This window comes from Saccharopolyspora mangrovi (assembly GCF_035320975.1).
GTDB classification, from domain to species: Bacteria; Actinomycetota; Actinomycetes; order Mycobacteriales; family Pseudonocardiaceae; genus Saccharopolyspora; species Saccharopolyspora mangrovi.
Window position 1 is genome coordinate 68107 of the sequence record NZ_JAWLNX010000022.1, and the last position, 25484, is coordinate 93590.

Here is a 25484-nt window from a genome sequence, read left to right on the forward strand (position 1 = left end):
GTACGGTCACTGCTCGTGAGTGAGCAGCCGGAGCGGGCCGAGGACAAAGCCGAGGGGATCTGCCGGTTCCCCGGATGCGAGCGGGCCGTGGAGCGCCCCAGCGGACCCGGACGTCCCCCCGAGTACTGCGACCTTCCCGAGCACACCCGCTGGCGCGCCTGGAAGCAGCGCCAGCGCCTGCAGGCGGTGGCCGAGCAGACCCCGGCCGCCACCACCTCGGAGGGCTCCAGCGAGTTCGACGGGGCGCGCATGCGCGCCGAGGAACTGCTGCGCCAGTACCGGCTGCTGTCGGAGCAGCTGGGCCGCAACCTGCGGGCGGGCCTGGAGGAACTGTCCACGCTGGCCGACCCGTCGGCCGCCCAAGCCCAGATCCAGGCCGCCCAGGCCGAGGCCGCGCACCGCATCGCCCAGTCCGAGCAGGCCCTGGCCACCGCCCAGCAGCAGCGCCGCGACGCCGAGCAGGACCGCCAGGCCGCCACCGAGGCCGCCGAAGACGCCATCGCCCAAGCCGAAACCGCCACCGCCGCCGCTGAGCGGGCCGAGGCCGAACGCGACCAGGCCCACGCCGAGGCCACCCAGGCCCGCGAGCAGGCCGCCGCCGACGTCGAGGCAGCGCGCAACGAGGCCGAGGTCGCCACCGCCGCCGCTCGCCGCGACGCCGAGGAGCTCATCGCCCGAGCCCGTCAGGACGCCGAAAACCAGGTCGCGCAGGCGCACGAGGACCTCGAGCAGGCCCGCGAGCAGGCCGCCGCCCAGGTGCAGGCCGCGCAGAAGCAGGCGCGCGAAGAGGTCGCCGAGGCCGATTCCCGGCGTTCCGAGGCCGCCGAACGCGCCGCCCGCGCCGAAGCCGCCGCCGAGGCCGCCCGGGAACAGCTCAGCGGGCTGCGCGTGGCCGAGCAGGCCTCCCGCGCCGAGATCGAGCGTCAGCGCGAGGAGCTGGCGCAGCTGCGCCGCGGGCACGCCGAGGAGCTCCAGCGGGTCCGCGAAGAGGCCGCCGAGCGCCTCCGGGCCGAGCGCGACACCCACGCCCAGCGGCTGGAATCGCTGCAGCAGGCCCGTGATCAGGCGCAAGCCCGTGCCGAGCGGGCCGAAACCCAAGTGGACGCCCTCACCGAGCAGCTGCGCGCCCGCCCGGCTGAACCGGACGCTTCGGCGAATTAGGCGGGGCGGGTCAGGCGCCAGACGACCTCGACACCGGCCTTGCCGGGGGTGTGGGCGAAACGCGGCGGGTGGTGGGTGTCCACGCAGGTGAACCCGAGGCGTTCGGGGACGCGGCGGCTGGCGGTGTTGGCCGCGTCGTGCCAGATCTCCACGCGGCCGATGCCCGGCAGCGCGAAGGCCTGCTCGGTCAAGGCCTGGGCCGCGGTGGTGACCAGCCCGCGGCCGGTGTGGGCGGGGTGCAGCCAGTAGCCGATCTCCAGGCCCGCCTCGCCGATGCGCCGCTCCAGCGAGATCGTGCCGGCGAGCCCGGCGCTGGTGGTGATCAGGTAGGTGTAGGCCCGCCCGGTCTGCCAGCGCGTGGTGGCCTCGTCGATGAAGGTCGCAGCCGCCGCGGGCGGGTAATCGCCTGCGGCCCAGGGCATCCAGGGGCGCAGGTGCGGCAGCGACTCGGTCACCGCCTGGTGCAGGGCCTGCAGGTCGGCCGCCACCGGGCGGCGCAGCAGTGCACCGGGCAGTTCGATGCGCTCGGCGGGGTGGTCCATGCCGTGATGCTGCTGGCCGCTCGCCTCGGGCCGCAACCGAGTTTTCCGGCGCCCGGTGCGAAACGGTTGTGGGGCGCGATCCTCGGTGAGCTCGGCGACCGAGGCGTCGATGCGGGAGCGGGAGAACTCGTCGATGTCCAGGCCCTGGACGATCTCGAACTTGCCGTCGCGGGCGGTGACCGGGAACGACGAGATCAGGCCCTCCGGCACGCCGTAGGAGCCGTCGGAGACCACACCGGCCGAGGTCCAGTCACCGTCGGGGGTACCGTTGACCCAGGTGTGGACGTGGTCGATGGCGGCGTTGGCGGCCGAGGCCGCCGAGGAGGCGCCGCGGGCGTCGATGATGGCCGCGCCGCGCTTGGCCACGGTCGGGATGAACTCGTCGGCCAGCCAGGACTGCTCGACCTGCTCGGCGGCGATCTTGCCGCCGACCTCGGTGTGGAACAGGTCGGGGTACTGGGTGGCCGAGTGGTTGCCCCAGATCGTCATCTTCTTGATGTCGGTGATCGACACGCCGAGCTTCTGCGCCAGCTGGGTCAGGGCCCGGTTGTGGTCCAGGCGGGTCATGGCGGTGAAGCGCTCGGCCGGCACGTCCGGGGCGTGGGCCTGGGCGATCAGCGCGTTGGTGTTGGCGGGGTTGCCGACCACCAGCACGCGCACGTCCTCGGCGGCACCGGCGTTGATGGCCTCGCCCTGGGGCTTGAAGATGCCGCCGTTGGCCTCGAGCAGGTCACCGCGCTCCATGCCCTTGGCACGCGGGCGGGCGCCGACCAGCAGCGCGACGTTGGTGCCGTCGAAGGCGGTGCGCGCGTCGTCGGTGATGTCGATGCTCTCCAGCAGCGGGAAGGCGCAGTCGTCGAGCTCCATCGCGGTGCCCTCGGCAGCCTTGACCGCCTGCGGGATCTCCAGCAGCCGAAGCTTGATCGGGGTCTCGGCGTCGATGAGCTGACCGGAGGCGATCCGGAACAGCAACGCGTAGCCGATCTGACCGGCCGCACCGGTGACGGTCACGGTGACGGGAGCTTTGGTCATGAGGTCTCGTTCTCCTGCTCGACGGGTGGGGTTTGCTCTGCTGGGGATGCTATCCCCAGCGCGGCGAGGCTGTGGGAGACCCGTCAGGGATCACAGTGGACACCGTCCGGGACCGATTCAGCCACCCGAGACCCGCACCACACGTGGGGTGGATTCGCGCCCAGGCCACCACACCTGGATTGGCTCTGGGCGGCGCGGCGCGCGGCTCCTAGCGTCGAGGGCGAGGTGTCCGGGCGGTGTGGAGGAGGGCGTTTTCCGTGGTGAGCGGGGCGGCGGTGGCCGGGATCGCGTTGGTGGCGCTGGGAATGGTGCTCACACCGGGGCCGAACATGCTCTACCTGGTGTCGCGGACGCTGACGCAGGGCCGCCGCGCGGGTCTGGTGTCGCTGGCGGGGGTGGCGGTGGGTTTCTGCGCCTACGCCGCGGCCACCGCGGCGGGCCTGTCGGCGGTGTTCGACCTCGTCCCGGCCCTGTACTCGGTGCTGCAGGTCGCCGGCGCCGGCTACCTGCTGTGGCTGGCCTGGCAGGCGCTGCGCCCGGGCGCTGTCTCGGTGTTCGACCCGCGACCGGTGCCGCCGGTGAGCGCGAGCGGGCTGTTCACGATGGGATTGGTGACCAACCTGCTCAACCCCAAGATCGCGGTGCTGTACGTGTCGTTGCTGCCGCAGTTCGTCGAGCCCGCTCTGGGTTCGGTGGCGCTGCAGGGCGTGGTGCTGGCGGCGGTGCAGATCGTGGTGGCGTTGTCGGTCAACGGGTTGATCGTGGTCACGGCGGGCTCGGTGTCGCGGGTGCTGGCTGGGCGACCGCGGTGGCTGCGGGTGCAGCGGTGGTTGATGGGCACCGTGCTGTGCGCGCTGGCGCTGCGGCTGCTGGGTGAGCGTGCGCGGCCGGTCTAGCTCATGCGCTTGCCGCCACCGGCGTAGAGGGTTTGGCCGGTCAGCCAGCGGGCTTGGTGGGAAGCCAGGAACACCGCGATGTCGGCGACGTCGTCGGGGTGCCCGACGCGCCCGAGCGGGCTGTACTCGGCGAAGCGGGCGTTCATCTCGCGGCTGATCCAGCCGGTTTGCACCGGGCCGGGGGCGATGATGTTGACGGTGATGCCGGCGGGCCCGAATTCGGCGGCCGCCGAGCGCGACAGCGATTCCAGGGCGTTCTTGGTGGCCCAGTAGGAGATCTCACCGGGTGCGCCGTCGGCGGCGTCGGTGGAGATGGTGATGATGCGGCCCCACTCGGCGCGGCGCTGCAGGTGCCGGCGGTGGTGCTGGGCCATCAGCAGCGCCGGGGCGCGGGTGTTGACCGCGTGGTGGGCGTCCAGGCTCGCCGCGGTGACCGGGCGAGCGCCCCGGGCCCGGGTGAAGGTGTCGGGATCGTTGTGGGCGGCGTTGTTGACCAGGATCTCCACCGGCCCCAGCAGCGCTTCGGCCTGGTCGTAGACCCGTGCCGGGGTGTCGGGGTCGGCGAGGTCGGCGGTGAGGGACTGCGCGGTGTGGCCGTCGGCGCGCAGCGCGGGGGTGAGGTGGTCGCTGCTGCCGGGCGGGTTGACCAGCAGCAGCCGCACCTGCTGGCGGGCCAGGGCGCGGGCGATGGCCGCGCCGATGCCCAGGGCGTTGTCGGTGCCGGTGATGACGGCGACGCGGTCGCGCAGTCGCGGGTCGATCATCAACTGATCATGACCCACCCGGCCCGGCCCCGGCCACGCCGGGGTGCGTGGGCACGTGCCCACCGGTGGCGGGTCTAGGCTCTGCGGTCATGGCGCACGGTGAGGACGGGGTCGACCGCATCCAGGCGGCCTGGCAGCGGGAACGCCCGGGCATGCCGGTGGACTCCATCGGGATCATCACCCGGATCTGGCGCATCGCGAAGCTCCTGGAGGACGAGCGGCGCCGCACCGACGCGCGCATCGGCATGGACGCCGCCACCCGCGACCTGCTGTCGACGCTGCGCCGGGCCGGACCGCCCTACCGGTTGGCCGCCGGCGAGATCGCGCGGCAGTCGCTGGTCAGCGCCGGTGCCATCTCCCAGCGCGTGGCCCGCGCCGAACAGCGCGGGCTGGTGCGCCGCAGCCGCGGCGGCACCGACGGGCGCAGCGTGCAGGTGGAGCTGACCACCACCGGCCACCGCCTCATCGAGGACCGCGTCGACGACCTGCTGCGCCACGAGGAAACCCTTTTGTCCTCGCTGGAGCCCGACCAGCGCGACCAGCTCACCGAACTGCTGCGGATCCTGCTGGGCGATCTCACCGAACGCTTCGGCGCCGAAGACCGCCCCTGACGCCCGCGCCAGGGGCGAAAACCGCTTGTCCTGGGCGAATTCGGGGTGTAGAGGTCATGGGATGCTGCACGAGAGCGGTACCGGCGAGGTCGTGGCGCTGACCGGCGGGACCACGACGTTGCGCTACGTGCCGCTTGCCGGTGCCCCGCGCATGGCGCGGCTGATCGACACCGACGGCCCCGACGTGCTGGGCCTGCTGCACCGCCGCCTGCAGGGCTGGAACGTCGTCACCGACCTCACCGACGGGCACCGGCTGCTGCGGGCCGGGGGGCGGTTGCGCCGCCACGCCCACACCATGCACCGCGACCTGCACGCCGACCCGCCGCCGCGGGAGTGGGCGCAGCGCAGTCCGGCACCGCCGTTGCAGATCACCGCCTGCGACCGCCCCGCCGAGGCGCTGCTGGCGGCGTGGCGCGAGGCCTACCCGCCGGGCCATCCCGATCACGTCACCGCCGACGATCGCGCGTTGCGCACCGAACTGCTGCAGCCGCTGCTGTCGGGCCGGGTGCTGTGACCGCTGCTGGGGTGCAGCGCCCTGGTCGCCGACGGCGCGGGCACCGTGGTGGCCGGGTTGATCGCCAACGACCGCTCCGGCACGGCCTGGATCAGCGACGTCTTCCGCCGCCGCGCACCGGCCTACACCGGGTTGGGCGGGCTGCTGCTGGGGCGTGCGCTGGCGGGGCTGGTGGGGGAGTTTCAGCGGGTGGGGCTGGCGGTGACGGTCGGCAACCCGGCGCAGCGCCTCTACCGGCGGTTGGGTTTCGAGATCACCGAGACGACGATGACTTTCGCCATCTGCTGACCGGCCGGGCAGGGCAGGCGCTACAGTGGCGGTGTGATCCGCAGTTGTCGTCTTGCGTGGTGGCGCTCCAGCTAGGAGCGGCCATCCCTGCGGAACACACCCAGATCACCCCGGGGGCCGTTCGACCGACGGCCCTTTTTTCGTGCGCGTTCTCCCCTTTGCGTGCGGGCCCCGGTTGGCGGCGCCCGACACGAAAGGACGCACCATGACCAGCACTGTCGAGGTTTCTCCGGCCGCCCGGCGCAGCGCCGAGCTGGAGGCCGAGATCACCACCGATCCTTCCCGCTTCCGGATCCTCACCGGCGATCGCCCGACCGGGCCGCTGCACCTGGGCCACTACTTCGGCACCCTGCAGAACCGGGTTCGGTTGCAGCGCAGCGGAGTTGAGCTGGGGCTGGTGATCGCCGACTACCAGGTGCTCACCGACCGCGACGTCGCCGAGGACCTGCAGGAGCACGTGACCGGCCTGATCGCCGACTACCTGGCGGCCGGCATCGACCCGGACGAGGCGATGATCTTCACCCACAGCGCGGTGGCGGCGCTCAACCAGCTGCTGCTGCCGTTTTTGAGCCTGGTCACGGTGCCGGAGCTGCAGCGCAACCCCACCGTGAAGGACGAGATCAGCCATTCCCGCCAGTCCGGGGTCTCGGGGCTGATGTTCACCTACCCCGCACACCAGGCCGCCGACATCCTGTTCTGCAAGGCCAACCTGGTGCCGGTGGGATCGGACCAGCTCCCGCACCTGGAGCTCACGCGCACGATCGCACGGCGGTTCAACGACCGCTACGGGCCGGTGTTCCCGGAGCCGGAGGCGTTGCTGTCGGCGGCGCCGCTGCTGCTGGGCACCGACGGGGCCAAGATGAGCAAGAGCCGCGGCAACGCGATCATGCTGCGGTCCAGCACCGAGGACACCGCCCGGTTGATCCGGGGCGCGAAGACCGATGCGCAGCGCCACATCACCTACGAGCCTCGCTCGCGCCCGGAGGTGGCGAGCCTGGTGCTGCTGGGGGCGTTGTGCAGCGACCGGGATCCGGTCGAGTTCGCCGAGTCGATCGGCCGGGGCGGGGCGGCGGTGCTCAAGGCCGAGGTGACCGAGGCCGTCAACGCCCGCTTCGCGCCGATGCGGGCGCGGCGCGCCGAGCTGGCCGCCGACCCGGCCTACCTGCACCGGGTGCTGCGGCAGGGCAACACCCGCGCAAACCGGCGGGCCGAGGCCACGCTGGCCGAGGTGCGGGAGGCGATGGGCACCGACTACGAGGCGTCCAGGTAGGACAGTGCCAGTCCGGACAGGCGCGTGCCGGGGCCGGTGGTGTCGATGAGCCCGAGTTCGCGCAGCCGCCACAGGTCGGTCTTGGTGCGTGAGACGGGGCGCTGCTGGGCTGCGGCCAGCTCGGCCGGGGCCAGGCCGGGCTGCTGGCGCAGCAGTTCGAGGAGTTGACGGGTCCAGGGTCCGCGCGGGGTGCCCAGGTCGAGCCGGGCGAGCTGGGCCTTCAGGGCGCGGCGCTGGGCTTCGCCGAGGGCGACTGGTGCGGGCTCGGGTGCGGCGGGCCGGTCGAGGTGGGTCAGTTCCAGCCGGTAGGTCGTGCCGCGGTGGCGCGAGAGCGAGGCGCGCAGGCCCGCGGCGGTGCTGAAACCGGCGCGGGCGGCGTCGGCGTCGGTGAGCTGCTCGGGGTCGACTTCGACCAGCGCGGTGATCTCGATGACTCCGGCGCGGGTGCGCACGCGCGCACCGGGGCGTGCCTGCGGGCTGGCCCAGCGCATGTAGGCCTGGGTGACGTGGCCGGCGGCCACGCCGCGCGCGATCCTCTCGCTCAACACGCCTTCCACGCTAATACGGGTGGTCGCCGGGCCCGGGCAGGGCGCGTGTTGATCACGAAACGAATTCATCAACTACCGCAGGTGCGCCGCGTGGGGGGACAATCGGCGCATGCTGCAGGTTTGCCTGAACGGCGCCCGGTCACCGCGTGAGCACTTCCACCTGCCGGTGCGGCCGGAGGAGCTGGCCAAGGCCGCGGCCGACTCGGTGGCCGCGGGTGCCACCGACGTGCACCTGCACCCCAAGTCCGCCGATGGCACCGACACGCTGGACCCGCACTCGGTATCGGCGGCGCTGCGGGCGGTGCGCGCGGCCGCGCCGGGGGTCAGCGTGGGGGTGACCACGGGGGCGTGGACGGCGCCGGACACCGCCTCGCGGGTGCGGGCGATCAAGGCCTGGACGTTGCTGCCCGATCACGCGTCGGTCAACTGGCACGAGCCCGGTGCCGATGAGGTGGCGGCCGCGCTGCTGGAGCGCGGGGTGGGGGTGGAGGCCGGGATCTTCTCCGGCACCGACGGCGATCACCACTTCAAGCTCTCCCCGCATCGGGGGCGGGTGCTGCGGGTGCTGGCCGAGGTCACCGATCCCAGCGCCGGTGGTGCGGCCGGCACCGCCGAAGCGCTGCTGGATCGGTTGCACCCGGCCTCGGCGCCGATCCTGCTGCACGGGGAGTCCGCGGGGGCGTGGCCGGTGCTGCGGGTGGCGGCGCGCCGGGGTTTTGCCACGCGCATCGGGTTGGAGGACACCTTGGTGCTGCCGAACGGGCAGATCGCCACCGACAACGCCGAGCTGGTGGCCGCGGCTGTGGTGGTGCTGGCCGCCGAGTCCCGCTGAACTCGACAGCCATATTCCTCGCCGGCTATATTCCTGGTGTGGAAACCGCGTTCGAGGTGCTGGCCGAGCCGCACCGCCGTGACATCCTCGACCTGCTGCGCAGCGGCGAGCGCGCGGTGGGCGAGCTGGTCGAGCAACTACCGCTGAGCCAGCCCGCGGTCTCCAAGCACCTCAAGGTGCTGCGCCAGGCCGGGCTGGTGGAGGTCCGCCAGGAGGCCCAGCGCCGCTGGTACCGGCTGCGCCCGGAGCCGCTGGCCGAGATCGATTTGTGGCTGGCGCCCTACCGGCGGATGTGGGAGCAGCGCCTCGACGTCCTGCAGCAGCACCTCGACGCGATGGATGCGTGATGAAACCCGAACTGTCGATGATCAACGGCCACCCGGTCCTGCGCCTGCACCGCGTGCTGGCCCACCCGCCGGCGACGGTGTGGAAGGCGGTGACCGCGCCGGCCGAGCTCTCGGCGTGGTTCCCAGCCCGGGTGGAGTTCGACCAGACCACCCCGGGTGCGCCGATGCGTTTCCACTTCGACGGCGCCGAGGAACCCGAGACCGGGGAGATCCTGGAGGCCGACGAACCCAAGGTCTTCGCCTTCCGCTGGAACACCGACGTCATCCGCTGCGAACTGCTGCCGCACGAGCAGGGCTGCCTGCTGGTGTTCACCCACACCTTGCGCGGTCCCGACAGCGACCGCCCCTCGGCGGCCCGCCACGGCGCCGGGTGGCTGATCTGCCTGGACGCCCTGCAAGCCGGGCTGGAGGGTGCCACCAGCGAGTTCGACATGGCGCTGTGGTTCGCCCGCGCCGAAGGGCTCGTCGAGCTCTTCGGCCTCGGCCAAGGGCAGGTGCACGCCGACGAGCGGGGCTGGACGATCCGCTTCGAACGCGACCTGGTGCAGTCCCCGCAGCAGGTGTGGGACCTGCTCACCGAGGGCGGCAACCCCGGCATCGGCGACGAGCCGCCGCTGCCGGCCACCCATGGCTACGGGCAAGCCACCACGGTCACCGGCGCCGAACCGGCCCGCGCGCTGTCCTACGGGTGGGCCGGTGGCGGGCAGGTGGTCTTCGAGCTGCGCGAGCAGCACCCGATCGGCACCCGCCTGGTGCTCACCCACACCATCACCGATCCCGGCCAGCGCGCCACCCTGCTGGCCGCGTGGCACACCCACCTGGAGCTGCTGTTCGCCGCCCTGCACGGCGACGTCCGCTGCCCGTGGCCCGCTGAGCGCACCGAGGCGCTGCGCGAGCACTACGCCGCGCGGCTGGACTGAGCCACGCCCGTCCGGCCGTTCGCGATCGGCCACTTAGGATGGTCATCGTCCGACATCGCGCCGCAGCGTCCTCAGGAGCGAAGCATGATCTTCATTACCGCCAAGTTCCGGGTCAAGCCCGAATACGCCGACCAGTGGCCGCAGATCTCGGCCGGGTTCACCAACGCCACCCGCAACGAGCCCGGCTGCTTGTGGTTCGACTGGTCGCGCAGCCTGGAGGACCCCAACGAGTACGTGCTCGTGGAGGCCTTCCGCGACGGCGAGGCCGGCGCGGCCCACGTCAACAGCGAGCACTTCAAGCACGCCCAGCAGACGCTGCCGCAGCACCTGGCCGAGACCCCGCGGGTCATCAACACCTCCCTGGACCAGGACGACTGGTCCCTGCTCGGCGAGATGTCCGTCGACTGAGGTTCTGACCAGGCGTTTTCCAGAGGGCTTCGGGGGCTGAGATCCCGGAGCCCTCTTGCGCACTTGAAATGCAGCCAAACGGTTGCCTATAGTTGGGCAACCGAACGGCTGCATGAACGCGCCGCGACAGAACAAGGGGGAGTGGCATGGACGAGGTGTTCCGCGCCCTGGCCGACCCCGGCCGCCGGCGACTGCTCGACAGCCTCCAGCGCACCAACGGCCAAACCCTGCGCGAACTGTGCGGCGAACTGGACATGACCCGCCAATCGGTCAGCAAGCACCTCGCGATCCTGGAAACCGCCGAGCTGATCACCACCACCTGGCGCGGCCGGGAAAAGCTCCACCACCTCAACGCCGCCCCGATCGCGGCCATCACCGACCGCTGGATCAGCCGCTACCACCAACACCACGCCCACGCCCTCCACGACCTCGCAACCGCCCTGGAGGACCCCATGCCCGACCCGGACTTCGTCTACCAGACCCACATCCGCACCACCCCCGAGAAGCTGTGGCAGGCGCTGACCGACCCGGAGTTCACCCGCCGCTACTGGGGAGTGAGCCTGCGCAGCGACTGGAAACCCGGCTCACCGATCACCTGGGAGGAGCACGGCAGCACCGACCCCGAGCAGGTCGTGCTGGAATCCGACCCGCCCCACCGCCTGGCCTACACCTGGCACACCTTCACCCCCGACTGGGCCGCGGCCAACGGCATCGACGAAGACCTGCGGGCCCGCCTGGCCGCAGAACCCCGCAGCAGGGTCGTCTTCGAACTCGAACCGGCCGAGCCCGGCTCGGTCAAGCTCACCGTCACCCACGCCGGCTTCAGCACCGACTCCACGCTGCGCACGATGATCAGCCAAGGCTGGCCGCAACTGCTCTCGAGCCTGAAAACCCTCCTGGAAACCGGCCAACCGCTCTGAACGAGGCCTCACACCGCCAGGCCCAGCCACAACGAACCGGCCGCCAACCCGAGGAACACCCCGGGCGCTGCGAGGGTGGAAAACGTGCGCGCCCGCACGTGCACCACCACAGCACCCAGGAAGAACAGCACCAGTCCACCCGCGGCCAGCACCCCGACGACCGGCACGCCCGCCAGCCCGGCCACCAGCCCGAGCGCCCCAGCGCCCTTGAGGACGCCGAGCACCGGCAACCACCCGGGCGGCACCCCGTTGGCCTCGGCCGTGGCCAGCACGTACCGGTGCCCGGCCAGATCCACCGCCGCGCTGACCGCGTTGAACACCGCGGTCACCACCACCACGACCACGTAGGCGAGCACCATCAGCCACTCCTCTCCTCGCTGCCCCCGATGACGCGTCCGCAGCGGCCGATGTGACCGGGGTGCTCAGTCGCCGGGGCTCCAGCCGGGCGGGCCGAAGAGGTAGCCGAGCTTGTCCCGCCAGCGGGTGGCCGCGCGGACCTCGCGCAGGATGCGGGCGAACTCGCCGTACTGGAGGGTGACGACGTTGTAGGTGCGCACCGGGTGGGTCAGCCCGTAGGTGGGGCGGTGCAGCTCGGGCTGGAAGGTGCCGAACAGCCGGTCCCAGACGATCAGGATCCCGGCGTAGTTCTTGTCGAGGTACTCCGGGTCCGAACCGTGGTGCACGCGGTGGTGCGAGGGGGTGTTGAACACCAGCTCGACCGGCCGCGGCAGCTTGCCGATGGTCTCGGTGTGCACGAAGAACTGGTAGATCAGGTTGAACGAGAAGGCGACGTAGAGCGCCCAGGGCGCGAAACCGAGCATCGGCAGCGGCAGCCAGAAGAAGAACTCGAACCAGGGGTTCCACTTCTGCCGCAGCGCGGTGCCGAAGTTCATGTGCTCGCTGGAGTGGTGCGCCTGGTGGGCGGCCCAGCCGATGTTGACCCGGTGCACGAACCGGTGGTTCCAGTAGTACGCCAGGTCCAGGCCCAGCATGAGCACGACCCAGAACCACCAGGTGTCGGTGGGCAGATGCCAGGGCGCCAGGTGGGTGTAGAGGGCGTTGTAGATGAAGAACGTGCCCACCTTGAACACCGTCAGGAACACCAGCGAGCCCAGGCCCATCAGAAGGCTCGCGCGGGTGTCTTTGAAGGCGTAGCCGGTGACGTTGTCGTCGTGGTCCAGCCACTTCAACGCGGCGAGTTCGATGGCGATGCTCAGCGCGAAGAACGGCACCGCGTAGGTCACCGGGTTCTTCATCGGGTCCAGCAGATCGGTCATGGAAGTCCCTCCCGCCGAATTGACCATCGGGTAAGTTACCAGTGGGTCACCCGATTCGGTAGACTCCACCAGTGGCCAAGGCAGGAACCAAAGGCGTCGCCCGCGCACAACGCGAACGCCAAATCCTCGACATCGCCGGACGCACCTTCGCCGAACACGGCTACGCCGGCACCTCACTCGCGGCCATCGCCGCCGACGCCGGCATCTCCAAACCCCTCATCTACAACTACTTCGGCTCCAAAGAAGGCCTGTTCTCCGCCTGCCTGACCCGAGCAGGCGAAACCATCGCCGGCGTCATCGAAAACACCGCCGAACTCGGCCACGTCGGACCCGAACAAGCCATCCTCAGCCTCGACCGCATCTTCACCGCCTTGCACGGCCAAACCTGGATGTGGCGCCTGCTGCACGACCCCACCACACCCACCACCCCCGAGATCACCGTCAAGCACACCCACTACCAGCACCGCATGCACACCGTCGGCGCCCAAGGCGTGGCCGACATGCTCCGCAAAGCCGACAACCACGACCCCCTCGACGCCTCCGCGCTCACCGCAGCCTGGATCAACGTCTTCGACGCCCTGGTCACCTGGTGGACCGACCACCCCACCGAAACCCCCCACGCCATGACCCAACGCGCCGCACGACTGTTCACCACCGTCTTCGGCCCGCTCGACCTCGACCAGCTCCCCCTGAACAACCGGTGACCCCCAGCGAAACACCGGTCAATCAGCCGAACAGCCCATTGCCCTGCATCCTGCGGCACCGCGATGGTGATCACCGCACACGGCCCGACGATGGGGGAGACCACCATGCCCTTGAACGCCTACGGAGTGCTCAGCGCACGCGTCATCGACATCCGCCGCGAAACCGGCGACACACCCCACTACCAAATCCACCTCGGCGACAACGAAAACCGCCACTACCGCGCAGCGGTCAACGTCGAATCCAGCCAACAGCCCTCCGACCTGCTCTACTTCGCCGTCGACAACTTCCAGCACCCGCTCACCACCGCGCTGCCCCCGGCAGGCTCGGGCTGGAACAAACTCGCCTCCCAACCCGGCGCAGCCGCACTGGACTACATCCGCGCCAACATCGTCACCCGCGAGCAGATGCGGCCCGTCCCACCCGACGCCGAAGGCCCCAACAACGACCTCGCCGACTTCCTCGACCACTACGTCCGCCGCGCCCAACAAGACCCCACCGCCACCGCCTACCTCTACGGCGAACCCTGGGGACCCGAAGACACCCCCGACAAGATCTTCGGCTTCACCCCCGGAGCCGGGGTGCACAACGTCCACATGAACCAGGGCAACAGCGAGCAGTTCCAGCAAGACAACGGCGTCTGGCAGGACGGCGGCATGCTCCTGCACTTCGCCGGCGAAAACCGCTGGGTCGCGGTGTTCCTGGCCTTCCAAACCCAGTCCTGGCACACCGACGACGAAACCGGACACCCGCTGCCGGCCGAAGGCATCACCGAAGACGGCACCATCCGCGTCGTGGCCGCGATGGTCAACCCCGTCGGAGGCGGCAGGGAGAACGAAACCATCACCCTGCTCAACACCGCCGACCACACCATCGACCTCACCGGCTGGTCACTGGCCGACACCCACAAGAACACCATGCCGCTGCCGGTGCGCGACATCGCCGCCGGACAAACCCTGCAGATCCCCGCCACCGGCGAGTTCCACCTCGGCAACGACGGCGGCCAGATCACCGTCCTGGACCCCCGCGGCAACAAGATCCACGGCGTCACCTACACCGCGGCCAACGCCGCCACCGAAGGCCGCACCGTGCAGTTCTAGCCCACGGAGGTGGCCGGTCAAGCCCGCACCCGACCGGCCACCTCCAACTCCCGCGACAAACCCGCCACCTGCTCACCGGAGAGCACCACCGTCACCGTCCGGCCACTGACCAGCGTGAAGGTCAACGCCCCCTCGGCGACCTCCACCGAGCCGGCCACCTGCTCCCGCACCAACGACCCCGCCGAACTCTCGCGCTCACCCTCGAAGAACGGCAGGTTCGCCGCCATCTCCACCACGCACCACGCAGCCGTCCAAAACGACTCCCGATCCCGAAAATCCGCCCGGCTGCACGTCAACTCCCGCCCCAACCCCGACGAACCCACCCGCGCCTTGACCCGGCCCACACCCGCAGCCGACTCCCAGATCGCGAACACCGTCACGTTGTTGGCCAACCGCTTGCGATAGGTCTCCCGCCCCTGCGAACGAGCCAACTCCCAACCATCCACCATCTCGGGCCAAGCGTCGTCCACCACGACCACTCCTCTCGAACCGGCGCACTCACCGCTCCGACGCACCACCACCCCAACCCGTTCCCCACGCCCACACCGGAGCACCACCCCTCTCGCCCCGACTCCCGCTCGTCGTGCTCTCACCCGGCTTCTCCCACCCCCGCGCCGCACTCACCGGCCTCGGCGAAGACCTCGCCAGCCGCGGCTACGCCGTCGCGCCCATCGGCCACAACCACGAATCCTTCGCCACCGAATTCCCCGACGGCCGCCTCACCCCATGCCTGGCCTGCCAACCCCAGGACATGCCGAAAGTCGCGCGCACCCGCACCGACGACGTCACCTTCGTCCTCGACCAACTACCCCGCACACACCGCTGCGCCCCACCCGCACCGCGATGGTCGGCCACTCCATCGGCGGCGCCAGCGCCGCGCGGGCACTGCAGACCGACCCGCGAGTCAGCGCCGGAATCAACCTCGACGGCACCTTCGCCTCCGCACTCGACCACGACCTGCACCGGCCCTTCATGCTCATCGGCACACCCGCGCACCGGCCCCACGGCATCGACCCATCCTGGGACACCAGCTGGCCGCACCTCACCGACTGGCGACGCTGGCTGACGGTCTCGGGAACCGAGCACGCCTCGTTCACCGACTTCTCGATCCTCCTCCAGCAGCTCGGCCCAGGACTGCCCGGCGAAACCCTCGACGGCCACCGCACCGCCCAGATCACCCGCGACTACGTCGCCGCCTTCCTCGACCAGCACCTGCGCGCGACCCCGCACCCACTCCTGCAGGCACCGTCGGCGAACTACCCCGAGGTCCTCTTCGAAAACCCCACCGGCAGCTGACCTACCGATCACCGGTGTGGTGGCGACGGGACACCACCGACGCCACCACACCCACCACCGCGCCCCACGCGGCGTTGACCAGCAGCACCATCACCACACCGACACCACCGGGCGAGGCCAGCGGCCCCATCAGCTCACCATGCAAGACGGGGGAGAGGACCGCGCTGAGCACCACCGCCAACACCCCGTACACCAGGCCCGCGCACGTCAAGGTCAACACCGGCCGGCCCTCTCGCCGCCACACCACCGCGGCGAACCAGACGATCGAGATCAGCACCGTCACCACCAGCGGCGCCCACGGCCTGCCCAGCACCTCCATCGCACCCGTGATGCTCGGAACCGGGCGCACCAGGGCGAACACCCCGAGCAGGGCGATCAGCGGCCAGGACAACCGCGCGACTCGTGTGGTCATGGACCGAAGCTAGGCCCACCACCCACACCGGCGACTCGGGGAAACACCCGACAACGCCCCCGAGAACAAGCCTCGCCACACAAAATGAAACATGTTCTACTTGGGTGCATGGTCAACACCCCGGACGACGAATGCGACGTGCTCGTCATCGGATCCGGCGGCGGCGCACTCACCGGCGCCTACACCGCCGCCCGAGAAGGACTCTCCGTCATCGTGGCCGAAGCCTCCACCCACTTCGGCGGCACCACCGCCTACTCCGGCGGCGGCATCTGGCTGCCCTGCAACGCCGCGCTCCAACGCGCAGGCGACCACGACACCCTCGACGACGCCCGCACCTACTTCCGCGCCGTCGTCGGCGACCGCACACCCACCGCACTCCAAGACGCCTTCCTCGAAGGCGGCGCACCGCTGATCGACTATCTCGAAGCCGACCCCGACTTCAAGTTCATGGCCTTCCCGTGGCCCGACTACTTCGGCTCAGCACCCAAAGCCAGCGCCACCGGCCGCCACATCATGGCCAAACCCGTCAAAGCCGAAAAACTCGGAGCGCTCCGCGACACCCTGCGCCCACCACTGGGCACCGAACGAGCCGGCGAACCCCTCCCAGACGGCCTCTTCGGCGGCCAAGCCCTGCTCGCCCGACTGCTCATCGCCCTGTCCCAACAACCCCGCGCCGACCTGCGCCGCAACACCACCTGCCACGAACTCATCCGCACCGACGGCACCATCACCGGCGCCGTGGTCTCCCACAACGGCGCCCGCCGCCACATCCACGCCCGCAGAGGCGTGCTCATCGCCGCAGGCGGCTTCGAGCACAACCAGCACATGCGCACCGACCACGGCGTCCCCGGCTCCACCCGCGACGCGATGGGTCCGACCAGCAACCAAGGCCTGGCCACCCTCGCCGGCATCGCAGCCGGAGCAGACACCGACCTCATGTCCGAGGCCTGGTGGTCACCAGGAATCACCCACCTCGACGGCACCTCGACGTTCTCCCTGTGGTTCACCGGCGGCATCTTCGTCGACGACCACGGCCACCGCTTCGTCAACGAATCCGCCGCCTACGACCGCATCGGACGTCAAATCCTCACCCGCATCGCCGACGACCGCATGACCCTGCCGTACTGGATGATCTACGACGACAGGGAAGGGGAGAGGCCACCCGTGCAGTCCACCAGCGTCCCCCTCGGCAACACCCAGGACTACGTCGAGGCCGGGCTCTGGCACACCGCCAACAGCCTCGACGAACTCGCCACCAAGATCGGCGTCCCCGCCGACGAACTCACCCGAACCGTCACCCGCTTCAACACCTTCGCCGAAACCGGAACCGACGAGGACTTCGGCCGCGGCGACGAACCGTTCGACCGCACCTTCACCGGCGGAGCCTCACCACTGGTGCCCATCACCAAAGGCCCGTTCCACGCAGCGGCCTTCGGCGTCTCCGACCTCGGCACCAAGGGAGGCCTTCGCACCGACCCGCGAGCCCGCGTCCTCGACACCCACGGCGACGTCATCCCCGGCCTGTACGCAGCGGGAAACTCGATGGCCGCGGTCTCGGGCACCACCTATCCCGCTGGCGGAAACCCCATCGGCGCCTGCATGGTCTTCAGCCACCTCGCAGCCCTCGACATGGCCGGACACAGGGGAGAGGGGTGAGTTCCGCCCACCAGGCCTGGAAGCGCTCGCTACCATCCGACTGGTGCTGTGCCAGGGCGACGAGGGGAGGGCCCGACGTGAGTCCCCCCGTGGACGAACGCGACTACGACTTCCACGACACCCGTCGGCACACGCGTCCGCCAGGGACATGCGCACCGCCGAACAATGGGCCCGGGAGGTCTTCGAAGGAACATCGATACTGATGCGAACCTTCCTGCTGGGCTGGCGCGTCGTCCTCGGCCTGGGCCTGGGCCCGCTGACAGACCCTCGTTACGTCCTGGGCTGGCGGATCGCCACTTCGGAACGCGAGAAGCTGCGTCTCGAACAGGACTCATGGCTGATCGCGGCCGCCAACGTCATCACCCTCGAAGGCACCAACGTCACCTGGACCACGCACGTGCGCTACACGTCCCGCTTGGCGCGCACGATCTGGACCCTGCTGCTGCCCGTGCACAAGCTGACAAACACCTGGCGCCTGCGCATCTGCGCCCGGACGCCTCCAGCGAACTGACAGCGCACCAACCACCCGGGGAAGAGGTCCTCGCGGACCTCCGAACACTTCACTTAACATAATGTGCATTATCGGCATTAGGTCATGGTGCGCGGATGGACCGAGAGGGGTTGCCTGGCGGGGTTTCTCGACGTAGCTGCAGTGTCAGATGCGCGTTGCGAGGCCGGGCGCTGTCGAGGATTGAGGTGGCTGTGTCGGTGAGGCTGTGGCCGTGAGCTCGTTGAGCGGCTTGGTGCGGAGTCGGCGTCGCGTCTTCGGCGTGTGCACCGCGACGCAGCAGCCTGGCGGCCAGCCGGGTGCTCAAGTGCGCCGGCACCACGCGGAGCCAGTCGCAAGCGTTGCCATGACGGGGCTCGATTCGCTATCCCCTTGCCGCCTTGGCAACCCCTTATCAACCACTATTTGCGTCACAGTGACGGAACTGGGTTGGTCTTGCTGGACCTGGAAACAGTGCGCCGCGCAGGGCATTCCCGTTTCACTGATGATCACTCCGGCCTGCCGGAGACGCGCCCGGGGTCGGCCTGGCCGGCCGCAAGCCAGGTTCAGGTGGACGCGACGCGAAGAAGGAAGCCGTTGGGTCGGCGCGGGCCTGCCAGGCCGACCCGTGGAGCCAGAGATGGGCAACGCCTCGATCCCCCGAGGAAGCATCGCCCTCTCTCCTGATCCATCACTCCGATTGATGGATAACGTAGATTATCCACGCATTGTCATGATCAACGTATGGATGTCGTTGCTGCGAAGCAGCTTTCGCCTCGACTCCACCCCCGCAGGCCGAGGACTTCCGGATCCACAGGGACAACCATCACTGGAAGCCCTCAGCACTCCCCTTCCCTGCGAGCTCCCGCGCAGCCCTACCCCGGCGGAAGCCGGAACGCGCGCTCCCCTGCCGGCTGGGCTGATCCCCTACGGGCGCCAGCGTTGGGCGTAGCCGGGGCGGTCTGTGTACGGCAGTCCTAACAGGGCCAGGGTGGGGCATCCTCGTTCGTCTTCTCGCGGGTAGCTGTTGCCGAGGGTGTCGCAGGGGCCTTGGCCGGAGCCGCAGTGGTGGTGCTGGGTGAGCAGGCGGGTTTTGAGCTCGCACTCGCGGAAGCCGCGCAGGGGGCCGATGAGGCAGCGGTGGGGGGCGTTGCCGGTCTCCTCGTCTTGTCTGGCCTGGCTGTGCAGCTCGAGGTCGATGTCGATCTGGCGGCGCAAGAACTGCACGAAGCGGCCCATCGTCGGCTCTCCCCTGGTGTCCCTCGGTGATCTCGGTCCTTAGCGGGGACGTGCTGAGCGCGTGGTCATGACGTGTTGCCGCGGGATTGTTGGTTGGTGACTTTTTGGCGAACTGGTGGCGGCTTGTCGCCAGGAATTCCCGTGAACCTGATCGGCTGCGTAGCGTGTCGATCCCCGAGGGCACGGGCCCTGTTTCGTGATCGCTGACCGATTTCGGGAGAGAAGTTATGGCGCTACGGGAAGTGCGAGTGGCTCGACGTGCGGTGCTGGCCGGCGGTTTGGCCGTCTCAGCGGTGGGTTTCGCGGGGTTGCCCGCGGGTGCGGCGGTGCGGCGCCCGGCTGCGGCTCCGTCGATCTCCTCCACGGCGGACTGGAACGCGCGGGACGCCTTGGGGGACATCGAGGTGCTCGACTCCAAGCCCACGATGATCATCGTGCACCACACCGCGACGCCCAACAGCGATGACACCTCGCAGGCGCACGCGTTCGAGTTATCCAGGCAGATCCAGGCCTTCCACATGGACAGCAACGGCTGGTCGGACACCGGCCAGAACTTCACCAACTCCCGCGGCGGGCACCTGATGGAAGGCCGGCACAAGAGCCTCGCGGCGCTGCAGGGCGGTACGCAGCACGTCAAGGGTGCGCACGCCGGTGAGCAGAACTCGGTGTCGCTGGGCATCGAGAATGAGGGCACCTACACCGAGGCCTCGGTTCCGGACTCGTTGTGGGACTCGCTGGTGGAGTTGTGCTTGTACATGGTCTCGCAGTACGGGATCGAGCCGGGTGAGATCTACGGGCACCGGGATTACATGTCCACGGCGTGCCCGGGCGATGTGCTCTACGCGCGTCTGCCGGAGTTGCGGCAGACGGTGGGCGCCTCGCTGGGCTCGGCGGTGGTGCAGCCGTCGACGTGGCCGCTGCTGCGTCCGGGTGCGCAGGGGCCGACCGTGACGGCGTTGCAGGTGCTGTTGGGTGCGCGGGGCCTGGCGGTGCCGGTGGATGGTGTGTTCGGTGAGGCCACGCAGCGGGCGGCGGGCGGTGTGTCGGCGGCGCGTGCTGGGTCGGGTCCGTCGTGCTTCGCCTCGCGGGTGGCCGAGCCGGGGTTGTTCGGTGGTCTGGCGTGGGAGGACGTGGCGCCGGTGCTGGGTGCGGGTGCTGCTGGTGAGGCGGTGCGTGCGGTGCAGGTGTTGTTGACCTCGCGCGGTCATTACGTGCCGGTCGATGGTGTTTTCGGTGATCGGGTGGTGTCGGTGGTGCGTGATTTCCAGGCCGCGAATGGGCTTGCGGTCTCGGGTGTGGTGGATCAGGCGAGTTGGCAGCGGCTGCTGTCTTGATGCCCCCTCTCCCCTGTTGCGGGTGAGCCCCGGGGTGGGCCGGTCAGGTCCACCCCGGGGTTTTCTCATGCTCGGGTGATGCGGAGGGTGCGGATCTCGAAGGGGCGCAGTTGCAGGGGTGTGTCGGGTGGCTGGGGGTCGCGGGTGGGGCGTTCGAGTAGGTCGGTGCGGGTGATGGTGGTGGCGGGGAAGCTGGTGGTGAGGTGGGCGCGGGCTTGGGCGCCTTGGGCTTCGTAGAGGCGGACGATGACGTCGCCGCTGCGGTCGTCGGCGAGTTTGAGGGCTTCGACGATGACGTTGGGGTTGTCGAGGGTGATGAGGGGTTCGACGGTGTGGGTGCCTTGCTGGGTGCGGGTGGGCAGGTTGATGCGGTAGCCCTGGCGGGCGGCTTCGGTGATGTCGGCGCCGATGCAGAGGGCGTAGCGCAGGGTGTGGTGTCCGTGGTCGGTGTCGGGGTCGGGGAATCGGGGTGCGCGCAGCAGGGACAGGCGGATGGTTGTGGTGGTGCCTTCGTCGTTTCGGGTGTGGCGGGTGACGTCGTGGCCGTAGGTGGAGTCGTTGACCAGGGCGTGGCCGTAGCCGGGTTCGGTGACGTGGATGTAGCGGTGGGCGCAGATTTCGAAGCGGGCGGCGTCCCAGGAGGTGTTGGTGTGGGTGGGGCGCATGACGTGGCCGAATTGGGTTTCGGAGGCGGAGCGGTCGGCGTGGACGTCGAGGGGGAAGGCGGCTTTGAGGAGTTTTTCGGATTCGTGCCAGTCGACGTCGGTGGTGATGTCGACGCGCTTCTCCCCTGCTGGCACGGACAGGGTTTGGGTGATGGTGGAGTTCTGGTAGGTGCGGCGGATGACGACGGTGTGGTCGTGGATGTCGAGTGAGTCGAGTTCGGTGAGGTCGTGGGTGTTGTGGCGGTAGAAGTTGTCGATGTCCCAGGCGTCCCAGTGGTTGGGGTGGTCGGGGTGGATTTGCAGGAGGTTGGCGGGGGCGGCGAGTGCTTCGCGGTCGGCGGTGTGGTCGTGGACGGCGTTGATGAGGCCGTGGGTGTCGATGGTGGCGCGGACGAGGCCGTTGTCGAGGGTGATGGTGCCGTCGGGTTGGCGTTGTGGGGTGGCGGGGTCTTCGGTGGGTGCGGTGGTGGCGCCGAGGGCGGGGATGCCGTGGTGGGTGTGGGGTGCGGCGTTGAAGGTGATGGGGTGGTCGCCGGGTCCGGTGAGGGTGTGCTGGGCGTGGTTGATGAGGGTGGTCAGGCGTTGGGCGAGGTCGGTGTAGGTGGCTTCGGCTTCGCGGTGGACCCAGGCGATGGAGGATCCGGGCAGGATGTCGTGGAATTGGTGGAGCAGGACTTGTTTCCAGATGTCGTCGAGTTCGTCGTAGGGGTAGGTGGCGCCGGTGTTGATGGTGGCGGTGGTGGCCCAGAGTTCGGCTTCGCGCAGGAGGTGTTCGCTGCGTCGGTTGCCTTGTTTGGTGCGGGCTTGGGAGGTGTAGGTGCCGCGGTGGGCTTCGAGGTAGAGCTCGCCTGAGTAGACGGCGGGTTGGGTGTGGTCGGCTTGGGCGGTGGTGAAGAATTCTGCGGGGGTGTGCAGGTGGACTTGGGGTGAGCCTTCGAGGTTGTGGGTGCGGTGGGCGCGTTCGAGCATGTCGCGGGTGGGTCCTCCCCCGCCGTCGCCGTGGCCGAAGGGCAGCAGTGAGTGTTGTGCGTAGCCGTGTTCGGCGAAGTTGTTCTGGGCGCGGGCGAGTTCGGCGCCGGTGATTTCGGCGTTGTAGGTGTCGGCGGGTGGGAAGTGGGTGAAGATGCGGGTTCCGTCGATGCCTTCCCAGTGGAAGGTGTGGTGGGGGAAGCGGTTGGTCTGGTTCCAGGAGAGCTTTTGGGTGAGGAACCAGGTGTTGCCTGCTTGGTGGATGAGTTGTGGGAGTGCGGCGCTGTAGCCGAAGGAGTCGGGTAGCCAGACCTCGCGGGTTTCGATGCCGTATTCGTCGAGGTAGAAGCGTTTGCCGTGGATGAGTTGGCGGGCTAGGGCTTCGCTGCCGGGCATGTTGGTGTCGGATTCGACCCACATGCCGCCGACGGGGACGATGCCGCCTCGGTTGATGTGGTGGCGGACGCGTTCGTGGAGTTGGGGGTGGTGGGTTTTGGTCCAGGCGAGTTGTTGGGCCTGGGACATGGCGAAGTGGAAGTCGTGGTGGTCGAGCAGTGTGGTGACGTTGGCCAGGGTGCGGGCGACTTTGCGGATGGTTTCGCGGATGGGCCACAGCCAGGCGGAGTCGATGTGGGCGTGGCCGACGGCGGAGATCTGGTGGGCGCTGGGGTGTGCGGGTGAGGTGAGGGCGGGGGTGAGTTGGTTGCGGGCGGCGGTGGCGGTGCCGGGGATGTCGTGGAGGTCGAGGGTGTCGAGCATGCGTTCGAGGGCGCGGAGGATGTGGTGGCGGCGGGGTGAGTTCTCGGGCAGCTGGCGCATGAGCTGGTCGAGGACTTCGGCGTCGTGGTAGAGGGCGGCGGTTTCGGTGTGGCGCAGGGCGATGTCGGCTTGGTGGAGTTGGTAGAGGGGGGGTCCGTCGGTGGTGGGTTGGGTGCCGAGGTGGGTGGGTTGGAAGCCGCGGGGGCCGAGGATGTCGGGGTTGGCGGCGGCTTCGACGTAGATGGTGTGGGTTCCGGGGGTGGCGGCTAGTGGGAGGTAGGTGTTGAGGGGGTTGATGGCTTTCAGCGGTGTGCCGTCGGGGGTGTAGCAGAGGCCTTCGCATTGGAAGCCGGGGCGTTCGTCGAGGGAGCCGAGGTTGATGAGTGCTTCGACGGTGTGGCCGGCCCAGTGTTCGGGGATGGTGGCGGTGAGGCGGAACCAGGCGGTGCCCCAGGCGGGTCCCCAGGGTTGGCCGATGTGGGCGGGTTGGTAGGTGGCGGCGAGGGCTTGGGTGACGGGGACGGGTTCGCCGGGGGTGTGCCAGACGGCGATGTTCATGGGGCGGGTGTCGGTGTGCTGGGCGGGTTTGATGCGTTGGTGCAGGACGCGGTCGAGTCGTTGTTCGACGATGTGGCGGTCGTCGTGCATGGGGCGGCTCCTGGTGTTTCGGCGCGTGGGTGTGGTGGTGATCATGCTGGCTCGGGGCGGCGGCACGCCAGAGGTGAAATGTCTTCGCTTGTGTGCGGTTGCCGGTGGTGGGGGCAGGCCGCATGCTCGCGCTGTTGGCTTGTCGTCGTGTTGTGGGAGGGCGGTTTCGATGGGGACCTGCGAGGTTTGCGGGAACGACTACTGGATGAGTTTTGAGGTGCGCACCGTGGGCGGTGGTGTGCACACGTTCGATTCGTTCGAGTGCGCGGCGCAGCGGTTGGCGCCGCAGTGCGAGCACTGCGGTTGCCGGATCTTGGGGCACGGTGTGGAGGCCAGTGGGCGGTTCTTCTGCTGTGCGCATTGTGCGCGGCAGTCGGACGTGGCGGTGGCCGGTGAGTTGCGGGATGCGGTGGGTGCGCATCCGGGTTGATCGCTACGGGGGGTGGTTGCGGGGGTCGTCCGGAAGGGTGTGACTGCCCGCTCATTGTTGTGACCATTCTGTTATGTCACGGTTGAAACACGCGGACGACCTGCGGCGACATCCCGGTTGACGGGTACGAACTCGGCCGGAGAAGTGGGTGTCCGCGTATCCGGGTGTTGACAACGAGCGGGAACACCGTCAACTCCACAACCAACCCCTACGTAGCAGTATGGAGGACGCCCCATGGCAAGCATGGTTCGCTGGCTGGGCGGCATCACGCGGGAACTCGAACGCGCCCGCGCGCAGATGCGTCACCCCCGCTCGCAGACCTGCACGCGTTTCCCGCGCGGTTGAGGTTCTGAGCGCACAACCGAAGAACTGACTTCACGTCTGCCGTGTCCCCGTCCCCCGGGGGCACGGCAGACGTCGTTTCGCCGCCTGCGGGTGCGACGATGTGCACCGGTGTCAGGGGTTTTCGGGGAGCGTTGATGGTGTGTGATGAGGTGACCGGCCGGTTGCGGGCGGCCGGGTGCGTGTTCGCCGAGGACGAGGCGGCGTTGCTGCGCGATGCGGCCGGTGGTGATCGGGTGCGGTTGGAGCGGATGCTCGCCGAGCGGGAGTCGGGGTTGCCGTTGGAGCAGGTGCTGGGCTTTGCGTGGTTTCGGGGGTTGCGGATCGCGGTGGCGCCGGGGGTGTTCGTGCCACGTCGTCGTACCGAGCACCTGGTGGAGCTGGCGGTGGCAGGGCTGGGTTCGGGTGATGTGGTGGTGGATGTGTGCTGCGGTTCGGGTGCGGTGGCCGCGGCGGTGCAGGCCGAGCGGCCGGGTGCGGTGGTGTGGGCGTGCGATGTCGATGAGCGCGCGACGAGGTGTGCGAGGCGGAACTTGCCGGGGGGCCGGGTGGGCACGGGGGATCTGTTCGCTCCGCTGCCGTGCCGGTTGCGGGGGCGGGTGCGGGTGATCACCGCCAACGCGCCTTACGTTCCCAGCGGTGCGGTGGCATTGATGCCTCCGGAGGCCCGTGACCACGAGCCCCGTGTGGCGTTGGACGGTGGCGGGGATGGTTTGGCCGTGCAGGCGCGGGTGGTCGAGCAGGCGCCGCGCTGGCTGGCTCCGGGCGGGGTGCTGCTGGTGGAGACCTCGCGCGAGCAGGCCGGGGGCACGGTGGAGCTGATGTCGGCGGCGGGCCTGCGGGCGCGGGTGTCGCGGTGCGATGAGCTCGACGCCACGGTGGTGGCCGGGCGGCGGGATTAGCGGTATGTGGTCGCCCAGGTCCCCGGTTCGTGGCGGAACTCGAGCCGGGCCCGGCGTTGGTGGGGCTGGTGCTCGTGGCGGGTGCGCGGTGTGCGCGTGGTGGTCAGCAGCGGCGCCGGCGCGGCGGTCTGCTCGTCGCGCGCGGCGTGCCGCTGCGGTGGGCGGGTTCTGCTCTCGCGCTGGTGCGGCCCCACCCCTGCGGGGCTTCTCCCC

30 protein-coding genes and 1 pseudogene are annotated in these 25484 nt (G+C 69.7%); 19 read left to right on the forward strand and 12 right to left on the reverse strand.

What is annotated here, in order from left to right:
• The first annotated feature begins 15 nt into the window (after positions 1-15).
• Positions 16-1161 (forward strand): coiled-coil domain-containing protein, encoded by a 1146-nt coding sequence (locus R4I43_RS25980; RefSeq protein ID WP_324268321.1) that lies wholly within the window; start codon positions 16-18, stop codon positions 1159-1161.
• Here R4I43_RS25980 and R4I43_RS25985 read toward each other — a convergent pair.
• Both R4I43_RS25985 and R4I43_RS25990 read right to left on the reverse strand, forming a co-directional pair.
• Positions 1158-1703: a GNAT family N-acetyltransferase gene (locus R4I43_RS25985; protein ID WP_324268374.1), complete on the reverse strand. Its 546-nt coding sequence runs from the start codon at positions 1701-1703 to the stop codon at positions 1158-1160. The genes R4I43_RS25980 and R4I43_RS25985 overlap by 4 nt on opposite strands.
• A gap of 75 nt (positions 1704-1778) precedes the next feature.
• Positions 1779-2735 (reverse strand): annotated as a pseudogene (locus R4I43_RS25990) (malate dehydrogenase); the annotation flags it as partial.
• Between the two features lie 257 nt (positions 2736-2992).
• Here R4I43_RS25990 and R4I43_RS25995 point away from each other — a divergent pair.
• Positions 2993-3631, forward strand: coding sequence for a LysE family translocator (locus R4I43_RS25995; protein ID WP_324268322.1), 639 nt, complete (start codon positions 2993-2995; stop codon positions 3629-3631).
• Here R4I43_RS25995 and R4I43_RS26000 read toward each other — a convergent pair.
• Positions 3628-4395, reverse strand: coding sequence for an SDR family NAD(P)-dependent oxidoreductase (locus R4I43_RS26000; protein WP_324268323.1), 768 nt, complete (start codon positions 4393-4395; stop codon positions 3628-3630). The genes R4I43_RS25995 and R4I43_RS26000 overlap by 4 nt on opposite strands.
• 89 nt (positions 4396-4484) lie before the next feature.
• On the opposite strand from R4I43_RS26000, the gene R4I43_RS26005 reads away from it, so the two are divergent.
• The 4 genes from R4I43_RS26005 (at position 4485) to trpS (ending at position 7078) form a co-directional block, all read left to right on the forward strand.
• Positions 4485-5006 (forward strand): MarR family winged helix-turn-helix transcriptional regulator, encoded by a 522-nt coding sequence (locus R4I43_RS26005; protein ID WP_324268324.1) that lies wholly within the window; start codon positions 4485-4487, stop codon positions 5004-5006.
• 61 nt (positions 5007-5067) lie between these two features.
• A complete protein-coding gene (locus tag R4I43_RS26010) occupies positions 5068-5520 on the forward strand; it encodes a hypothetical protein (protein ID WP_324268325.1) in 453 nt (150 codons plus the stop codon).
• Between the two features lie 57 nt (positions 5521-5577).
• Positions 5578-5808 (forward strand): N-acetyltransferase, encoded by a 231-nt coding sequence (locus R4I43_RS26015; RefSeq protein WP_324268326.1) that lies wholly within the window; start codon positions 5578-5580, stop codon positions 5806-5808.
• 205 nt (positions 5809-6013) lie between these two features.
• A complete protein-coding gene (trpS, locus tag R4I43_RS26020; RefSeq protein WP_324268327.1) occupies positions 6014-7078 on the forward strand; it encodes a tryptophan--tRNA ligase in 1065 nt (354 codons plus the stop codon).
• Here the strand turns inward: trpS and R4I43_RS26025 are convergent.
• Positions 7060-7626, reverse strand: coding sequence for a hypothetical protein (locus tag R4I43_RS26025; RefSeq protein WP_324268328.1), 567 nt, complete (start codon positions 7624-7626; stop codon positions 7060-7062). The two genes, trpS and R4I43_RS26025, sit on opposite strands and share 19 nt — an antisense overlap.
• Positions 7627-7735: 109 nt before the next feature.
• Between R4I43_RS26025 and R4I43_RS26030 the strand changes: the two genes are divergently transcribed.
• The 5 genes from R4I43_RS26030 (at position 7736) to R4I43_RS26050 (ending at position 11053) form a co-directional block, all read left to right on the forward strand.
• Positions 7736-8458 (forward strand): 3-keto-5-aminohexanoate cleavage protein, encoded by a 723-nt coding sequence (locus tag R4I43_RS26030; protein ID WP_324268329.1) that lies wholly within the window; start codon positions 7736-7738, stop codon positions 8456-8458.
• 38 nt (positions 8459-8496) lie between these two features.
• Entirely contained in the window at positions 8497-8805 is a 309-nt protein-coding gene (locus tag R4I43_RS26035; protein WP_324268330.1) for an ArsR/SmtB family transcription factor, read from the forward strand.
• Complete coding sequence (locus R4I43_RS26040) at positions 8805-9725, forward strand: SRPBCC family protein (protein ID WP_324268331.1); 921 nt, start codon at positions 8805-8807, stop codon at positions 9723-9725. The genes R4I43_RS26035 and R4I43_RS26040 overlap by 1 nt, the downstream gene beginning before the upstream one ends.
• Positions 9726-9809: 84 nt before the next feature.
• Entirely contained in the window at positions 9810-10133 is a 324-nt protein-coding gene (locus tag R4I43_RS26045) for a putative quinol monooxygenase (RefSeq protein ID WP_324268332.1), read from the forward strand.
• Between the two features lie 146 nt (positions 10134-10279).
• A complete protein-coding gene (locus R4I43_RS26050) occupies positions 10280-11053 on the forward strand; it encodes an ArsR/SmtB family transcription factor (RefSeq protein WP_324268333.1) in 774 nt (257 codons plus the stop codon).
• An 8-nt stretch (positions 11054-11061) separates the two neighbouring features.
• Here the strand turns inward: R4I43_RS26050 and R4I43_RS26055 are convergent, their stop codons facing one another.
• Both R4I43_RS26055 and R4I43_RS26060 read right to left on the reverse strand, forming a co-directional pair.
• Positions 11062-11412 carry a DoxX family protein gene (locus R4I43_RS26055; RefSeq protein WP_324268334.1) on the reverse strand — a complete coding sequence of 117 codons (351 nt, stop codon included), beginning with the start codon at positions 11410-11412 and terminating at the stop codon, positions 11062-11064.
• A 63-nt stretch (positions 11413-11475) separates the two neighbouring features.
• Positions 11476-12330, reverse strand: a complete 855-nt coding sequence (locus R4I43_RS26060; protein WP_324268335.1) for a sterol desaturase family protein — start codon at positions 12328-12330, stop codon at positions 11476-11478.
• Positions 12331-12401: 71 nt separating this feature from the next.
• On the opposite strand from R4I43_RS26060, the gene R4I43_RS26065 reads away from it, so the two are divergent.
• Both R4I43_RS26065 and R4I43_RS26070 read left to right on the forward strand, forming a co-directional pair.
• Positions 12402-13034 carry a TetR/AcrR family transcriptional regulator gene (locus tag R4I43_RS26065; protein ID WP_324268336.1) on the forward strand — a complete coding sequence of 211 codons (633 nt, stop codon included), beginning with the start codon at positions 12402-12404 and terminating at the stop codon, positions 13032-13034.
• A 63-nt stretch (positions 13035-13097) separates the two neighbouring features.
• The gene (locus R4I43_RS26070) at positions 13098-14132 is read left to right on the forward strand and encodes a DUF2278 family protein (RefSeq protein WP_324268337.1); all 1035 of its coding nucleotides are present in this window, start codon (positions 13098-13100) and stop codon (positions 14130-14132) included.
• Positions 14133-14149: 17 nt separating this feature from the next.
• Here R4I43_RS26070 and R4I43_RS26075 read toward each other — a convergent pair whose 3' ends face one another.
• Together R4I43_RS26075 and R4I43_RS26080 are read right to left on the reverse strand one after the other, a co-directional pair.
• A complete protein-coding gene (locus tag R4I43_RS26075) occupies positions 14150-14611 on the reverse strand; it encodes a hypothetical protein (RefSeq protein WP_324268338.1) in 462 nt (153 codons plus the stop codon).
• 110 nt (positions 14612-14721) lie between these two features.
• Positions 14722-14937: a hypothetical protein gene (locus tag R4I43_RS26080; RefSeq protein ID WP_324268375.1), complete on the reverse strand. Its 216-nt coding sequence runs from the start codon at positions 14935-14937 to the stop codon at positions 14722-14724.
• Here R4I43_RS26080 and R4I43_RS26085 point away from each other — a divergent pair.
• Positions 14859-15428 (forward strand): alpha/beta hydrolase, encoded by a 570-nt coding sequence (locus tag R4I43_RS26085; RefSeq protein ID WP_324268339.1) that lies wholly within the window; start codon positions 14859-14861, stop codon positions 15426-15428. The genes R4I43_RS26080 and R4I43_RS26085 overlap by 79 nt on opposite strands.
• A 1-nt stretch (position 15429) precedes the next feature.
• On the opposite strand, the gene R4I43_RS26090 is transcribed toward R4I43_RS26085, so the two are convergent.
• Complete coding sequence (locus R4I43_RS26090) at positions 15430-15840, reverse strand: hypothetical protein (protein WP_324268340.1); 411 nt, start codon at positions 15838-15840, stop codon at positions 15430-15432.
• A 108-nt stretch (positions 15841-15948) separates the two neighbouring features.
• Here R4I43_RS26090 and R4I43_RS26095 point away from each other — a divergent pair, with 108 nt between their 5' ends.
• Both R4I43_RS26095 and R4I43_RS26100 read left to right on the forward strand, forming a co-directional pair.
• Positions 15949-17496: an FAD-binding protein gene (locus R4I43_RS26095; protein ID WP_324268341.1), complete on the forward strand. Its 1548-nt coding sequence runs from the start codon at positions 15949-15951 to the stop codon at positions 17494-17496.
• Positions 17497-17698: 202 nt separating this feature from the next.
• Entirely contained in the window at positions 17699-18007 is a 309-nt protein-coding gene (locus R4I43_RS26100; RefSeq protein ID WP_324268342.1) for a DUF2867 domain-containing protein, read from the forward strand.
• Between the two features lie 903 nt (positions 18008-18910).
• Here the strand turns inward: R4I43_RS26100 and R4I43_RS26105 are convergent.
• A complete protein-coding gene (locus tag R4I43_RS26105; protein WP_324268343.1) occupies positions 18911-19222 on the reverse strand; it encodes a DUF6221 family protein in 312 nt (103 codons plus the stop codon).
• A 248-nt stretch (positions 19223-19470) separates the two neighbouring features.
• On the opposite strand from R4I43_RS26105, the gene R4I43_RS26110 reads away from it, so the two are divergent.
• Positions 19471-20556: a peptidoglycan recognition protein family protein gene (locus tag R4I43_RS26110; protein WP_324268344.1), complete on the forward strand. Its 1086-nt coding sequence runs from the start codon at positions 19471-19473 to the stop codon at positions 20554-20556.
• A gap of 65 nt (positions 20557-20621) precedes the next feature.
• On the opposite strand, the gene R4I43_RS26115 is transcribed toward R4I43_RS26110, so the two are convergent.
• Entirely contained in the window at positions 20622-23597 is a 2976-nt protein-coding gene (locus R4I43_RS26115; RefSeq protein ID WP_324268345.1) for an alpha-mannosidase, read from the reverse strand.
• Positions 23598-23766: 169 nt separating this feature from the next.
• Between R4I43_RS26115 and R4I43_RS26120 the strand changes: the two genes are divergently transcribed.
• Positions 23767-24027, forward strand: coding sequence for a Prokaryotic metallothionein (locus R4I43_RS26120; RefSeq protein ID WP_324268346.1), 261 nt, complete (start codon positions 23767-23769; stop codon positions 24025-24027).
• 479 nt (positions 24028-24506) lie between these two features.
• A complete protein-coding gene (locus tag R4I43_RS26125) occupies positions 24507-25271 on the forward strand; it encodes a putative protein N(5)-glutamine methyltransferase (protein WP_324268347.1) in 765 nt (254 codons plus the stop codon).
• Here the strand turns inward: R4I43_RS26125 and R4I43_RS26130 are convergent.
• Positions 25268-25465: a hypothetical protein gene (locus R4I43_RS26130; protein ID WP_324268348.1), complete on the reverse strand. Its 198-nt coding sequence runs from the start codon at positions 25463-25465 to the stop codon at positions 25268-25270. The two genes, R4I43_RS26125 and R4I43_RS26130, sit on opposite strands and share 4 nt — an antisense overlap.
• Between the last annotated feature and the right edge of the window lie 19 nt (positions 25466-25484).

Coding starts and splice junctions, on each gene's coding strand:
- R4I43_RS25985 (WP_324268374.1), bottom strand. CDS start 1,703: ATGGACCACCCCGCCGAGCGCATCGAACTGCCCGGTGCACTGCTGCGC.
- R4I43_RS26000 (WP_324268323.1), bottom strand. CDS start 4,395: ATGATCGACCCGCGACTGCGCGACCGCGTCGCCGTCATCACCGGCACC.
- R4I43_RS26005 (WP_324268324.1), top strand. CDS start 4,485: ATGGCGCACGGTGAGGACGGGGTCGACCGCATCCAGGCGGCCTGGCAG.
- R4I43_RS26010 (WP_324268325.1), top strand. CDS start 5,068: ATGCTGCACGAGAGCGGTACCGGCGAGGTCGTGGCGCTGACCGGCGGG.
- trpS (WP_324268327.1), top strand. CDS start 6,014: ATGACCAGCACTGTCGAGGTTTCTCCGGCCGCCCGGCGCAGCGCCGAG.
- R4I43_RS26030 (WP_324268329.1), top strand. CDS start 7,736: ATGCTGCAGGTTTGCCTGAACGGCGCCCGGTCACCGCGTGAGCACTTC.
- R4I43_RS26040 (WP_324268331.1), top strand. CDS start 8,805: ATGAAACCCGAACTGTCGATGATCAACGGCCACCCGGTCCTGCGCCTG.
- R4I43_RS26045 (WP_324268332.1), top strand. CDS start 9,810: ATGATCTTCATTACCGCCAAGTTCCGGGTCAAGCCCGAATACGCCGAC.
- R4I43_RS26050 (WP_324268333.1), top strand. CDS start 10,280: ATGGACGAGGTGTTCCGCGCCCTGGCCGACCCCGGCCGCCGGCGACTG.
- R4I43_RS26055 (WP_324268334.1), bottom strand. CDS start 11,412: ATGGTGCTCGCCTACGTGGTCGTGGTGGTGGTGACCGCGGTGTTCAAC.
- R4I43_RS26060 (WP_324268335.1), bottom strand. CDS start 12,330: ATGACCGATCTGCTGGACCCGATGAAGAACCCGGTGACCTACGCGGTG.
- R4I43_RS26070 (WP_324268337.1), top strand. CDS start 13,098: ATGGTGATCACCGCACACGGCCCGACGATGGGGGAGACCACCATGCCC.
- R4I43_RS26085 (WP_324268339.1), top strand. CDS start 14,859: ATGCCTGGCCTGCCAACCCCAGGACATGCCGAAAGTCGCGCGCACCCG.
- R4I43_RS26090 (WP_324268340.1), bottom strand. CDS start 15,840: ATGACCACACGAGTCGCGCGGTTGTCCTGGCCGCTGATCGCCCTGCTC.
- R4I43_RS26095 (WP_324268341.1), top strand. CDS start 15,949: ATGGTCAACACCCCGGACGACGAATGCGACGTGCTCGTCATCGGATCC.
- R4I43_RS26100 (WP_324268342.1), top strand. CDS start 17,699: ATGCGAACCTTCCTGCTGGGCTGGCGCGTCGTCCTCGGCCTGGGCCTG.
- R4I43_RS26105 (WP_324268343.1), bottom strand. CDS start 19,222: ATGGGCCGCTTCGTGCAGTTCTTGCGCCGCCAGATCGACATCGACCTC.
- R4I43_RS26115 (WP_324268345.1), bottom strand. CDS start 23,597: ATGCACGACGACCGCCACATCGTCGAACAACGACTCGACCGCGTCCTG.
- R4I43_RS26120 (WP_324268346.1), top strand. CDS start 23,767: ATGGGGACCTGCGAGGTTTGCGGGAACGACTACTGGATGAGTTTTGAG.
- R4I43_RS26125 (WP_324268347.1), top strand. CDS start 24,507: ATGGTGTGTGATGAGGTGACCGGCCGGTTGCGGGCGGCCGGGTGCGTG.